This window comes from Massilia aquatica (assembly GCF_011682045.1).
GTDB lineage: Bacteria > Pseudomonadota > Gammaproteobacteria > Burkholderiales > Burkholderiaceae_D > Telluria_A > Telluria_A aquatica.
On the sequence record NZ_VVIW01000001.1, the window covers coordinates 366,352 to 379,540 of the forward strand.

Genomic DNA, 13,189 nt, shown 5'->3' on the forward strand with positions numbered 1-13,189 from the left:
TAAGGATTCGACATGAAATTTCTCGACCATCTGGAAGAGTGGATCATTGCGAGCCTGATGGGCGCAGCCACGCTCGTTGTGTTCGTTGCGGTGGTCCACCGCTACTTTTCCGGCCTGCCCATTCCGGTGGTGCAGGACTGGCTGATTCAAATTAATACCAGCTGGGCCCAGGAACTGTGCATCTACATGTTCGTGTGGATGGCCAAGTTCGGCGCCGCCTACGGCGTGCGCACCGGCATCCACGTCGGCATCGATGTGATCATCAACCGCCTGGACACCCCATGGCGCAACAAGTTCATCGTGTTCGGCCTGCTGGCCGGGGCGACGTTTACCGCCATCGTCGGCACCCTGGGCGCGAACTTCGTGTGGCACATGGCGCAGACCGACCAGACCTCGTCCGATCTCGAAGTGCCGATGTGGCTGGTGTACCTGGCCGTGCCGCTCGGTTCCTACCTGATGTGCTTCCGCTTCATCCAGGTCGCCGTGCATTTCATCCGCACCGGCGAGTTGCCCAAGCATGACCACGGCCACGTGGAAGGTCTCGAAGACGAGATCGCCGCAGCGAAAGGCGGTGCCGCATGAACGCCCTCATCATCTTCACCCTGCTGATCGTCCTGATGCTCACGGGCATGCCGATCTCGATCTCGCTCGGCCTGACCGTCCTCACGTTCCTGTTCACCATGACCGACGTGCCGATCCAGTCGGTCGCGCTGAAACTGTTTACCGGCATCGAGAAGTTCGAGATCATGGCGATTCCGTTCTTCATTTTGGCGGGCAATTTCCTCACGCACGGCGGGGTAGCGCGGCGCATGATCAACTTCGCCACCTCGATGGTGGGCCACTGGCACGGCGGCCTGGCGCTGGCCGGCGTGGTGGCCTGCGCGCTGTTCGCGGCGGTGTCCGGTTCCAGCCCGGCCACGGTGGTGGCGATCGGCTCGATCATCCTGCCGGCCATGGTGCGCCAGGGCTATCCGCGCGGCTTCGGCGCCGGCGTGATCACCACTTCGGGCGCGCTCGGGATTTTGATTCCGCCATCGATCGTGATGGTGATGTATTCGGTCACCACCAACACCTCGGTCGGCCAGCTGTTCATGGCCGGCGTGGTGCCGGGCCTGATGCTGGCCAGCCTGCTGGGCCTGACGACCTGGTTCCTGGCGCGCAAGCATAACTATCCACGCATGAAAAAGGCGAGCTGGGGCGAGCGGTGGGAAGCGTTCCGCAAGAGCGCCTGGGGCTTGCTGCTGATCGTCATCGTGATGGGCGGGATTTATTCGGGCAAGTTCACCCCGACCGAGGCGGCTGCGATGGCGGCGGTGTACGCCTTCATCATCGCCGTGTTCGTCTACAAGGACTTGAAGCTCAAGCAGGTGGCCAAGGTGCTGCTCGATTCGGCGTCGATGTCGGCCATGCTGCTGTACATCATCACCAATGCGATGCTGTTCTCGTTCCTGATGACCAGCGAAGGCATTCCGCAAGCGATGGCGGCCTGGATTACCGGCCAGGGCCTGGGCGTGATCAGTTTCCTGCTGGTGGTAAACATCTTGCTGCTGTTGGCAGGCAACGTGATGGAACCGTCCTCGATCGTCCTGATCATGGCGCCGATCCTGTTCCCGGTGGCGATGAAACTGGGCATCGATCCGGTCCACTTCGGCATCCTGATCATCGTCAACATGGAAGTCGGCATGTGCCATCCGCCGGTCGGGCTGAACCTGTACGTGGCGTCGGGCATTACCAAGATGGGCATCTCGGAACTGACCGTGGCGGTGATGCCGTGGCTGCTGACGATGCTGGCCTTCCTGGTGGTGGTGACCTACGTACCACAGATCTCACTGTGGCTGCCTAATTTAATTTACAAGTGAAATATATTTTCCCCCACCGTGAAAAAAAAGCCACATTTTCTTAAATCAAATAAGTTATGATGGGCACCGATCCAGCACCATACTGGTGCGGATGGGGGCGAACGGATTGCAGGTTGGGGGAGTGGGAAGATAGAAGAAACGGTAGTCCATACCGGAGAAATATCGAGGAGACACGCGTTTTACAGAATGCTGTTGGCATGACCAAACGGCCGGGAACGTGAACAAAATTTGGAACGCACCGCAAGGTGCGTTTTTTTTCGTCCGTCGGAAAGCGCTGGGGAGTGGTTTGGCGCCGTCCGGGCCCGTACACTGGTCTATACTCTCGTGTATGAACCCGCAAGCAGAAAACATTTTTTCGGCCATCGTGGCGGCGCCGTTCGGCGCGGTCGGCATCCGCACCGATAGCGGCCGCGTGCGCGAACTGGTGTACCTGCCGCCCCATTTTGGTGAGAAAGAGGCGACCGACCCGGTCGCCGAACTGGCTGCGCAGCAGGTCGCACAGTACCTGCTCGACCCCGATTTTCGCTTCACCTTGCCGCTGCTGGACGCCGGCAGCGCATACCAGCGCAAGGTGTGGGACGCGATTTGCGCGATCCCGCGCGGCACGGTGCGTACCTACGGCCAGGTTGCCAAGCACATCGGCTCGGCCCCGCGCGCGGTGGGGCAGGCCTGCGGCGCCAACTGGTTTCCGATCATCATTCCGTGCCACCGGGTCACCGCCGCAGGCGGGCTGGGCGGCTTTTCGAACCATGACGATGAAAATGGTTTCCACCTGAGCGTCAAGCGCTGGCTGCTCGCGCATGAAGGGGCAGGCAAGGCACCATGGCAACAGCAGTCAATCTTCAACTGATCGACGCCTTTTGCGACCAGCTATGGCTGGAACAAGGCTTGGCCAGGAATTCGATCGACGCCTACCGGCGCGACCTGCGCCTGTTCGCGCGCTGGCTGGAAGTGACGCGTCCGGCGATCGCCAGCCTGCACGCGGTCGGCGCCGGCGAGCTGGAAGCGTATTTTTCCGACCGCCACGCCGAGTCCAAACCGAGCACGGCCAACCGGCGCCTGTCGGTGCTCAAGCGCTTTTACCAGCTGGCGCTGCGCAACAAGGAGGTGACGTTTGACCCCTGCCTGCAGATGGCCTCGGCCAGGCAGCCGCAGCGTTTCGTGCATACCCTGACCGAAGCGCAGGTGGAAGCCTTGCTCGAGGCGCCCGACGTGAGTACGCCGCTGGGGCTGCGCGAGCGCACCATGCTGGAGGTGATGTATGCGAGCGGGCTGCGGGTGTCGGAGCTGGTGACGCTCAAGATGATGGAACTGAGCCTGAACGATGGCGTGCTGCGCATCACCGGCAAGGGCAGTAAAACGCGGCTGGTGCCGTTTGGCCAGGAAGCGCGCCAGTGGATCGAACGCTACCTGAAAGACGCGCGTGGGATCATCCTGAACGGCCAGATGGACGATGCGCTGTTCGTGACCGGGCGCGGCGGGCCGATGACGCGCCAGATGTTCTGGATATTGATCAAAAAGCATGCCGGCACGGCGGGCATCACGGCGCCCTTGTCGCCGCACACCCTGCGCCACGCTTTTGCCACGCACTTGCTCAATCACGGGGCCGACTTGCGGGTTGTGCAACTTCTGCTCGGGCACGCCGATATTTCGACGACACAGATTTACACGCATGTTGCGCGCGAGCGCATGAAGCGACTGCACGCCGAGCATCACCCACGTGGTTAATTCAAATGCCGAACGCATAACTGGGTCATAATGGTGCCTTACTACCCCTATTCTTTTACAACCCAAGAGGTGATCCATGGCTAAAACTAATTTCCAGTACGAAAAGCGGCAGAGGGAATTAGAAAAAAAGAAAAAGGCGGACGAGAAGGCCAAGCGCAAGCTTGAAGCCAAGACCACGCCTGGCGGTGAAGACAATGAGGCGCCGGATGAGGATGACGCCGAGGAAGCCAAGCCGGAATAGTCATCCCGGCATCCCGGCCGCTGGCGCATCGCGCCGGCAGCGGCCGGAAAACCTACTTTTTGTTCACCTGGCGTGCCGTGTCATGGTACTGCCACAGCACATTGACGATCTTCCACTCGCTGCGCTGGTTCTTATACAGGTGCATGTAGTCGATCCACTCGTCGGCGCTCAGCTTGACGGTGGCCACGCGCTGGTCGACATCGAGGATCTTGATGTCCACCCGTGGCTGGGCCGGGAACTTGCTGCCGTCCTTGTTGAAGGTACGCGCCACCTTGACCATCGTTTCATAGTCGGTATGCATGATGAATTCGGAACCGTCGGCCGCCTGCCAGTAGGTGCGCTTGGCGAGTTTGGGATCGAGGCCGCGTTCCATGCGCGCCGGATCGGCCTTGTGCTGCGACTCGATATAGTCGCGTACTGCGCGTTCGATCATCTGAGTATCGGTGGCGCTGGTGGCGTCGGCCGCCTGCGCCATCAGCGGCGCGGCGGCGCACAACAGAAACAGTAAAGAGCGTTGCATGGATACCTTTCGTGGTCGGTGATGCGGACATGGGAACGGCCCGGCCGTCCCCATGCAATCTGTGGCCGTCGCGATGCCGAAGCGGCGCGACGGATGCTCAAACGCCGGCGGCGATCTTGTCCTCTTCGTGCGCCGCCCCGTGCTCATCTTTCTCATCGCCCTTGAACCAGCGCGCCGCGCGCTTGCCCAGGCTGTCCAGGTAGGTGTACGCGACCGGCACCACCACCAGGGTCAATAGCGTCGATGTAATCACCCCGCCGATCACGGCGCGTCCCATCGGCGCCTGCGATTCGCCGCCGTCGCCCATGCCGATCGCCATTGGCAGCATGCCGAAGATCATCGCCAGGGTCGTCATCAGGATCGGACGCAGGCGCACCTGGCCCGCTTCCAGGATCGCATCGTGCTGGTTCATGCCCTCGCGCTGGCCGTGGTTGGTAAAGTCGACCAGCAAGATCGCGTTCTTGGTCACCAGGCCCATCAGCATCACGATCCCGATCACCGAGAAAATATTCAAGGTGCTGCCCGTCACCAGCAGGGCGATGAACACCCCGATCATCGACAGCGGCAAGGACACCATGATCGCGATCGGCTGCAGGAAGCTGCCGAACTGCGAGGCCAGCACCAGGTAGATGAAGATCACCGCGATCCCCAGCGCCGCACCGGCCGCGCCCATGGTTTCGGCCATCTGCTCGGCGTCGCCGCCGACGTCGAAGCGCACGCCCTCGGGCAGTGTGATGCTCTTCATGGCCAGCTTGACGTCGCCGTCCACATCCCCGGTCGGACGCCCTTCGGCGCTGGCGTAGATCGCCACGCGGCGCTCCAGCGCCTGGCGCTTGAGCACCTGCGGGCTGGTGGACGGCACGAATTGAACCACCTGGCGCAGCGGCACCATCACCGGATTGCCCTCGGCATCGCGCTTGCTGGACGCCACCGACAGGTCGGCCAGGTCGGCCACTTTCTGGCGGCCCGACTTGGGCAGCTGCACGTTGACATCGTAGTTTTGGCCGTCCGGCGCCAGCCAGCGGCTGATCTGGTCGCCCGCCACGAAAGGCCGCAGCGCCAGCCCGATCTGCTGGGTCGACAGTCCCAGGTCGCTGGCCAGTTCGTTGTTGATCTTGACGATGGTGGCCGGGTTGGCCCCTTCCTGGCTGTATTCCAGGTCGGCGATGCCTTTAATCGCCCGCATCTTGTCCATCAGCTGCTGCGCCACGGCGTCCAGCTTGGCTTCATCCTGGCCCAGGATGGCGATGAAGATCGGCTTCCAGCCGACCGACATGGTGATCCCGGCGATGGGCTCCAAGCGCGCGCGGATCAGGCGTTCGACTTCCTTCTGCGAGCGGCGGCCGGTTGTGTTCACGTCGGTCAGCTTCAGGTTCATCTGGGCCGTGTGGCGGCCGTTGTCGGTGCCCACGGTGGTAATCGCGCTGTCGATTTCCTTGAATTCCTTGAGCGCCGCTTCGACCTGCTGCATCTTCTGGTCGGTGTATTCCAGGCTCGATCCGACCGGGGCCTTGAACTGCATGTGGATATAGCCGTCGTCGGTTTCGGGGAACATCTCGCCGCCGATCAGCGGGGTCAAGGCCATGCTGCCGGCGAACAGGGCGGCCGCCAGCGCCAGGGTGGCTTTGCGCCAGCGCAGCGCCAGTTCCAGCACCTTGCCGTACCAGACGTGCAGGCGTTCGATGCCGTGCTCGATCCTGTCCATGGCGCGTCCCAGCCACGGCACGTACTTGAAGCGGTCCTTGACCGGATCGCGCCACACCGACGAGAGCATCGGGTCGAGCGTGAAGCTGACGAACAGCGACACCATCACCGCCACCGCCACCGTGATCCCGAACTGCAGGAAGAAGCGCCCGATGATGCCTTCCATGAAAGCGACCGGCACGAACACGGCGACGATGGCAAAGGTGGTGGCCATCACGGCCATTCCGATTTCGTTAGTGCCGTCGTTGGCAGCCTGGGTGTGGGTCTTGCCCATACCGAGGTGGCGCACGATGTTTTCGCGTACCACGATCGCATCGTCGATCAACAGGCCAATGCACAGCGACAGCGCCATCAGGGTGAGGAAGTTGAGCGTAAAGCCGAAGAACTTCATGGCGATGAAACTGGCCATCACCGAAATCGGCAAGGTCAAGCCGGTGATGATCGTGCTGCGCCACGAGTGCAGGAACAGGAACACGATCAGCATGGTCAGCACCGCGCCTTCGATGATGGTGCGCTTGACGTTGTCGAGCTGCTTCTGCACGCGGTCGGACTGGTCTTCGACGATCTTGAGGTGGATATCGGCCGGCAGGGTGGTGCCGAGCGCGGTGACCGCCTTTTTGATGGCGGTGCCCACTTCGACCACGTTGGCATCCTGGATCTTGGTCACTTCCAGCGTGATGGCGCGCTTGCCGTTGATGCGCGAGATCGAGGTTTCTTCCTGCTCGCCGTCGATGACGTCGGCTACCTGGTCGAGGTACACCGGGCCGCTGGCGCGGCGCGCCACGATGATTTTATTGAAGCCGCGCGCATCCTTGATCTTGCCTTCGATGCGTACCAGCCGCTCGGCCGCGCCGTAGGCGATATTCCCGGCCGGCAGATTGGTGTTGGTGCTCTGGATTGCGCGCAGCACTTCGTCCACGCCGATGTTCTGGCTGGTCAGGCCATCGGGCCGGATGTGCACCAGGATCTGGCGGTTGGTGGTGCCGTGCACGCGCACCTGGCCAACGCCCGCCACGCCCTGCAGGCGCTTGCTGATGACCTGCTCGGTCAGGGTCGACAGGTCGCGCAGGTTGCGCGTGTCGGACATCAGCGACAGTTCGACGATGGCGCGGCTGTTGTCGCCTTCTTCACGGACGATGAACGGTTCCTTGGCTTCCTTCGGAAAGCCGGGGCGCGCCAGGCCAATCTTGTCGCGCATGTCGGTCATGGCCTTGTCCATGTTGGTCGACAGCTGGAACTCGACCTGCACGCCGGCCCGGCCTTCCCACGAATTGCTGCGGATTTTCTTGACGCCGCTGACGGTGTTGATGGCGTCTTCGAGCGGGCGGGTGATGTCGTTTTCCACCTGCTCGGGCGAGGCGCCGGGGTAGTTGACCTGCACCCAGGCGAACGGGATCGACACGTTGGGCATGCTTTCCACGCCCAGCCGCTGGTACGAGAACAGGCCGAGCACCACCAGCGCCACCATCACCATGGTGGCGAACACCGGATTCTTGATACTGGTTGTTGTGATCCACATGGTGTCAGCCTTTCGGAGCGGCGGGGGCGGCTGGCACAGCCACGGTGGCCGGCGGCTCGCTCAGCTTGACCTGGCTGCCGGGCTTGACCCCGTCCAATTTGGCGGTGATGACGCGCGCACCGGGTTCCAGGCCCCCGCTGACTTCGACCATGCCTTCATCCTCGTTGCGCAAGCCCAGGGTGACCGGGCGCGAAACCACCTTGCCGGCTTCGACCACGTAGACCACATCCCTTTCCTTGTCCCCGAGCTGGTCCTTGCGCAGGGCCGCGAACGGCAGCAGCGGACGCACGGCCGATTTTTGCGTGGTGATCGACCCCTTGGCGAACATGCCGCCGCGCAGGGCGCTGTCGGCATTGTCGACGCTAATGTATACCAGCATCGCGCGCGAGCCGGTTTCGGTGGTCGGGTTGATGCGCGCCACTTTGCCGACGAAGGTGCGGGACGGATAGCCGTCGACCCGGAATGTGACCTCCTGGCCGATGTTTACGCGCGGGATGTCGGAGGCCGGCACTTGCGCTTCCAGGGTCAGTTGCTTCAGGTTGACGATGGAAAACGCCGCCATGTCGGGCGAGAGCTTGTCGCCGGCCTGCACGTGGCGCTTGCTGACCACGCCGGTCAGCGGCGAGCGGATCACGGTGTCGTTCAGGGCGATGCGCGCCAGGTCGAGCTGGGCCTGGGCCGCGCGCACGCTGGCGCGCGCCAGCGCCACGCTGTTTTCGGTGGTGTCGTAAGCGTTTTGCGAGATGTACTTTTGCGCCAGCAAGGCGCCGCTATTGGCGTTGTTCTTGCTGGCCATCGACAGGCGCGCTTGCGCCTCGTCGAGCGCGGCCTGCTGCTGCGCCACGCGCGCCTTCTGGTCGGCCTGGTCGAGCCGCGCCAGCACTTGCCCGGCCGTCACGTTCATACCTTCCTGCACGGTCGTTTCCAGCACCTGGCCCGAGACCTTGGACTTGACGGTGGCCTGGGTCAGCGGCGCCAGCGAGCCCGACAGCGGCATGTTCACGCTCAGGGCGGCGCTGGCGACCGCCGCCACGTCGGCGCGCGCCAGTTCATACACTGGTGCCGCCTTGGCGGCTGGCTTGGCGTCGGCCGCGGCCGGCTTGGGACCGGCCAGGGCAAACCAGGCGCCGACGCCCACGGCGACGATCGCCACGCCCAGCGCGGGGGCGCGCCAGCGAGGTTTCTTGAGGGTGGGCAGGGCCGGCGCGCTGGGCAAGGTCTCGAGTTTCATGGTGGCTTGGTCTTCTTCTGGTCGGGCGGTGGCGGGATTCGGTTGCGCGGCCGCTCCGTCCTGAGTGCAGGATGGAGGCAGGTGCGCATGTTGTCACTATAGAAAATCGGCGCCCCGGCCGCACGCCGAATGCGACAGACCGCCGTTCCGGCACGACAAACTGCAAAAAAACCCGACAAAGCGCAAATTTTGCGGATAAGAAACAATTCTCCCGGCCTTGGCTTTGCGTGCGCGCAAACGGAATCGAACCGGCGTGGTCAGAATGGGTCTAACTATTGATTCAAGATAGGGACCGGCGTGGCGCCGGTCTTGGCCACAACGAGATGAAGGGATTACCGTGAGCGATGACACACCTGCCCAAGCGGGCAGTTTCGAGCCGGAAGGACCGGGGCGCGAGGCGCTCGACGTCCTGTACCGCTTCGTCGCTGCCCTGGAACTGGCGCCAACGGTGGCCGTGCACAGCACCGACCGCAACGGCATCGTGCGCTACTGGAACCATACCTGCGCCGACGTGTTCGGCGTCACCGCGACCGAGGCGGTCGGGCGGCCCCTGACCAGCCTGGCCTCGCACCTGGACCGCGAGGAAGATTTCAAGAACACCCTCGAATCGGTCTGGAAGACCGGGCGCACGGCGCCGCCGCGTGACTGGCACATCCGGCGCCTGGACGGCGCCGAGCGCTGGCTGTACTCGACCCACTTTCCGGTCTTGCGCGACGGCGTGCCGCAACAATTGTTCTGCATGGAAGTCGACATCAGCAGGCGCAAGGTCGACGAAGCCGAACTGATCGAGGCGGGGGTTAACTTCCGCCAGCTGTTCGAGCGCTCGACCGACGCCATCGTGCTGATCGAAGGCAACAGCATCATCGACGCCAATCCGGCCGCGCTGGCGCTGTTCCACTGTGCCGCCAAGCCTGACCTCGTCGGCAAGACGCTGCTCGATTTTTCGCCCGAGGTGCAGGCCACCGGCGAAACCTCGGTCGTGGCGGATGCCGCCGTGACGGCGCACGCCTTCATCGACGGCAATTATCGCTACGAATGGGAATACGCGCTGGCCGACGGCACCCATTTCTGGGCCGAGGTGCTGCTCACCTCGGTCACGCTCGACCACGAATTCCTGTCCTACGCGGTGCTGCGCGACATTTCCCCGCGCAAGGCGGCCGAGCACGCGCTGGCCATGGCGGCGCGGGTGTTCGAAAATTCGCGCGACGCCATCCTCATCACCGACAGCCAGTACCGGGTGATTGCCGTCAACCAGGCGTTCACCACCTTGACCGGCATTGCGGCGGGCGAGGTGATGGGCGGCGAAGTGCCGGGTTTGCGTTCGGGCACGCACGAACCCTCGTTCTACCAGCAGATCTGGGACTTCGTGGCGGTGCACGACCACTGGGAAGGCGAGGTCTGCTGCGTGCGGCGCGGCGAAGAAGATGTGCCGGTGTGGGTCGCGGTCACGGCGATCCGCGACAGCGCCGAGCAGGTCTCGAACTACATGGCGATCATGACCGACATCACCGAGCGCAAACGCGCCGAGGAACAGACCCGCCACCTGGCCGAGCACGACTTCCTGACCGACCTGCCGAACCGCGTGCTGTTTCTCGACCGCCTGCACCAGGCGCTGGTGTCGGCACGGCGCCAGCACAACAAGGTGGCGGTCATGTTCCTCGACCTCGACCGTTTCAAGGGCATCAACGACAGTTTCGGCCACCACGTGGGCGACGCCGTGCTCAAGGAAGTGGCCACGCGCCTGACCGGCTGCGTGCGCGGGGTTGATACCGTCAGCCGCCAGGGCGGCGACGAGTTCGTGGTGATCCTGGCCGACATCGGCGGGGTCGACCAGGCCGCCCACGTGGCCACCAGCGTCATGCACGCGGTGGCGCAGCCGGTGCGCAGCAACGGCCACACGATCAGCCTGTCGGTCTCGATCGGCATCGCCATCTGCCCGGACGACGGGCTCGACGTCGACACCCTGCTGCAACATGCCGACGTGGCCATGTACCACGCCAAGCAGAACGGGCGCAACGCCTTCAGCTTCTTCAATGCCGACATGAACGCGCATGTCATCGAGCGGGTGCAGATCGAGAACGAATTGCGGCACGCGCTGTCGAACCAGGAGTTTTTCCTGGAATACCAGCCCGAGGTCAACATCGCCAGCGGGCTGACCATCGCCGTCGAAGCGCTGCTGCGCTGGCGCCATCCGCAGCGCGGGCTGCTCATGCCGCACCAGTTCCTCCAGGTGGCCGAAGAATGCGGGCTGATGGTGCAGATCGGCGAGTGGGTGCTGCGCCAGGCCTGTGCGCAGGCGCGCGCGTGGCGCGATGAAGGCTGTCCGGTGGTGGTGGCGGTCAACCTGTCGGGGGCGCAGTTCCTGCATGGCGGGCTGGCGCACAGCGTCGATGACGCCTTGCGCCTGTCCGGGCTGGCGCCGGAATTCCTCGACCTCGAGATCACCGAAAGCGTGATCATGCGCGGCGACGAAGCCACCATGGCCACCGTGACCGCCTTGCGCGAGCGCGGGGTGCAGCTGACCATCGACGACTTCGGCACCGGCTATTCGAGCCTGAGCTTCCTGCGCCGCTATCCGCTGACCAAGCTCAAGATCGACCGCTCGTTCGTGGACGAGATTCCCGAACACGACACCACGGCCAATCTGATTCCGGCCATCATCGCGGTGGCGCGCAGCCTCAAGCTGCGCGTGATCGCCGAGGGAGTGGAAACGGCCGAGCAGCTGATGTTCCTGCAACAGCATGGCTGCGACGATTACCAGGGCTTTTACGCCAGCATGGCCTCGACCGAGCCCGACCTCAAGCCCCGCCCTCGCTGACTGTGCGCGGCCCGTCGAACAGGCCGATGCGCGCCAGCACCTGCCCGTGGTCGGAGGCCTCGGGCAGCGCCAGCACCACATGGTCGTTCAGGTAGACCACGTCGAGCACCTCGCCGATGGCGTTGGGCAGGGCGGCGTTGAATTCTTCGGACACCAGAATGTGGTCGATGGTCGTGTAGTGGCTGTCGTGGACGATGGAAAAGCCCACGTGGCGCAGGTGGTCCTGGCGCTGCTGCAACTGGTAGGCGTCGAACATGCGGTCGCCCAGGGTGTTGCCGTTGCCCAGCACGATCATGGTGGTGACCGCATCGGCCACGTCGTTGAAGTCGCCCAGCACCACGCGCGCACGCTGGTTTTCCTTCGCTAACTGACTGAGGAAGACGCGCAGGGCCGCCGCTTCGGTGCCGCGCCGGATCAGCGAACGCAGGCAGGCCAGCGCGTACAGTTGCGCATCTTCGCTGCTGTCGCCGTTGCGGTAATCGGGACGCTTGGACTTGAGGTGCACCACCACCACATCGACCGTGCAGTCGGGCGAGACGATCACCGGCGCATGGATCACGGCGCGCGAAAAGCGGTCGGCCTCGCGGCTGCCGGGCGGCAGCGCCACGCCGTCGGGAAACTGCAGGTGCGCCACGCCGGGTGCGGCCAGCGGCAGGCGCGACACCAGCGCCACGCTCGGCGTAAGGCGTTCGGCGGCCGGATCGGGATCGAAGCCGACGTGGAAGGCGTCGCGGTAATTGCGGGTGCGCGCCAGGGCTTCGCGCAGGGCGGCCTGCGAAAAAATCTCCTGGAAACCGATCACGTCGGCGTCGAGCAGGTCGATCTGGCGCGCGGTCCAGTCCAGCTTGGCCTCGTATTGCTCCGGGGTGGATGGCAACAGATTGTCGTACAGCTTCACGCCCGGTGGGGCGAGGTTGTACACGTTAAACGTGGCAAAGCGAATTTCTTGCTGCATAATAAGAAACTCCTCATTGAACGTTTAGCGTATCACGCATGGCCAAGAAAGAGCATATTTCCGAAACACCGGCGACGCAGTTCCTGCGCAAGCACCGGGTCGATTTCTCGGAACACCCCTATCCGTATGAAGAACATGGCGGCACCTCGGTCTCCGCGCGCGAGCTCGGCGTGCCCGAGCATACGGTGGTCAAGACCCTGGTGATGCAGGACGAGGCGGCCAGGCCGCTGATCGTGCTGATGCACGGCGACTGCAAGGTCTCGACCAAGAACCTGGCGCGCGCGATTCCCTGCAAGTCGGTCGAGCCGTGCAAGCCGGAGGTGGCGCAGCGCCATTCCGGCTACCAGATCGGCGGCACATCGCCGTTCGGCACCCGCAAGGCCTTGCCGGTGTACGTGGAAGAAGGCATTTTGGCGCTCGACAAGATCTATATCAACGGCGGCCGGCGCGGCTATCTGGTCGGCATCGCGCCGCAGGTGCTGGTAGCGCTCTTGGGCGCGCGGCCGGTGCTGTGCGCGCTGGAAGAGTAGGCCAATGCGCCGGCACGCCCGGCCGCACCCGGCAATGGAATACGTTCATTATTGATAGTGCCGGCCGCTATCCTCGTTGTGAAA

At 63.7% G+C, this 13,189-nt stretch carries 11 protein-coding genes; 7 read left to right on the top strand and 4 right to left on the bottom strand.

What is annotated here, in order from left to right; all coding sequences use genetic code 11:
- The first annotated feature begins 12 nt into the window (after positions 1 to 12).
- From F1609_RS01740 to F1609_RS01760, 5 genes are all read left to right on the top strand, one after another.
- On the top strand, positions 13 to 582 hold the full coding sequence (locus tag F1609_RS01740; protein WP_167074041.1) for a TRAP transporter small permease: 570 nt from the start codon (positions 13 to 15) through the stop codon (positions 580 to 582).
- Positions 579 to 1,859, top strand: a complete 1,281-nt coding sequence (locus tag F1609_RS01745) for a TRAP transporter large permease (RefSeq protein ID WP_167074043.1) — start codon at positions 579 to 581, stop codon at positions 1,857 to 1,859. The genes F1609_RS01740 and F1609_RS01745 overlap by 4 nt, the downstream gene beginning before the upstream one ends.
- 328 nt (positions 1,860 to 2,187) lie before the next feature.
- Complete coding sequence (locus F1609_RS01750; RefSeq protein WP_167074045.1) at positions 2,188 to 2,709, top strand: methylated-DNA--[protein]-cysteine S-methyltransferase; 522 nt, start codon at positions 2,188 to 2,190, stop codon at positions 2,707 to 2,709.
- Entirely contained in the window at positions 2,682 to 3,587 is a 906-nt protein-coding gene (gene xerD / locus F1609_RS01755) for a site-specific tyrosine recombinase XerD (RefSeq protein ID WP_167074047.1), read from the top strand. Before F1609_RS01750 ends, xerD begins: the two co-directional genes overlap by 28 nt.
- Positions 3,588 to 3,663: 76 nt before the next feature.
- Positions 3,664 to 3,828 (top strand): hypothetical protein, encoded by a 165-nt coding sequence (locus F1609_RS01760; RefSeq protein WP_167074049.1) that lies wholly within the window; start codon positions 3,664 to 3,666, stop codon positions 3,826 to 3,828.
- A gap of 52 nt (positions 3,829 to 3,880) precedes the next feature.
- Here F1609_RS01760 and F1609_RS01765 read toward each other — a convergent pair whose 3' ends face one another.
- The 3 genes from F1609_RS01765 to F1609_RS01775 form a co-directional block, all read right to left on the bottom strand.
- The gene (locus F1609_RS01765) at positions 3,881 to 4,348 is read right to left on the bottom strand and encodes a nuclear transport factor 2 family protein (RefSeq protein WP_167074051.1); all 468 of its coding nucleotides are present in this window, start codon (positions 4,346 to 4,348) and stop codon (positions 3,881 to 3,883) included.
- 97 nt (positions 4,349 to 4,445) lie between these two features.
- A complete protein-coding gene (locus tag F1609_RS01770) occupies positions 4,446 to 7,571 on the bottom strand; it encodes an efflux RND transporter permease subunit (protein WP_167074053.1) in 3,126 nt (1,041 codons plus the stop codon).
- Between the two features lie 4 nt (positions 7,572 to 7,575).
- The gene (locus F1609_RS01775) at positions 7,576 to 8,802 is read right to left on the bottom strand and encodes an efflux RND transporter periplasmic adaptor subunit (protein WP_167074055.1); all 1,227 of its coding nucleotides are present in this window, start codon (positions 8,800 to 8,802) and stop codon (positions 7,576 to 7,578) included.
- 337 nt (positions 8,803 to 9,139) lie between these two features.
- Here F1609_RS01775 and F1609_RS01780 point away from each other — a divergent pair, with 337 nt between their 5' ends.
- On the top strand, positions 9,140 to 11,620 hold the full coding sequence (locus F1609_RS01780) for a sensor domain-containing protein (RefSeq protein WP_167074057.1): 2,481 nt from the start codon (positions 9,140 to 9,142) through the stop codon (positions 11,618 to 11,620).
- Here the strand turns inward: F1609_RS01780 and F1609_RS01785 are convergent.
- Positions 11,601 to 12,575, bottom strand: coding sequence for an endonuclease/exonuclease/phosphatase family protein (locus tag F1609_RS01785; protein ID WP_167074059.1), 975 nt, complete (start codon positions 12,573 to 12,575; stop codon positions 11,601 to 11,603). The genes F1609_RS01780 and F1609_RS01785 overlap by 20 nt on opposite strands.
- A 38-nt stretch (positions 12,576 to 12,613) precedes the next feature.
- On the opposite strand from F1609_RS01785, the gene F1609_RS01790 reads away from it, so the two are divergent.
- Complete coding sequence (locus F1609_RS01790; protein WP_167074060.1) at positions 12,614 to 13,105, top strand: aminoacyl-tRNA deacylase; 492 nt, start codon at positions 12,614 to 12,616, stop codon at positions 13,103 to 13,105.
- The last annotated feature ends 84 nt before the right edge of the window (positions 13,106 to 13,189 follow it).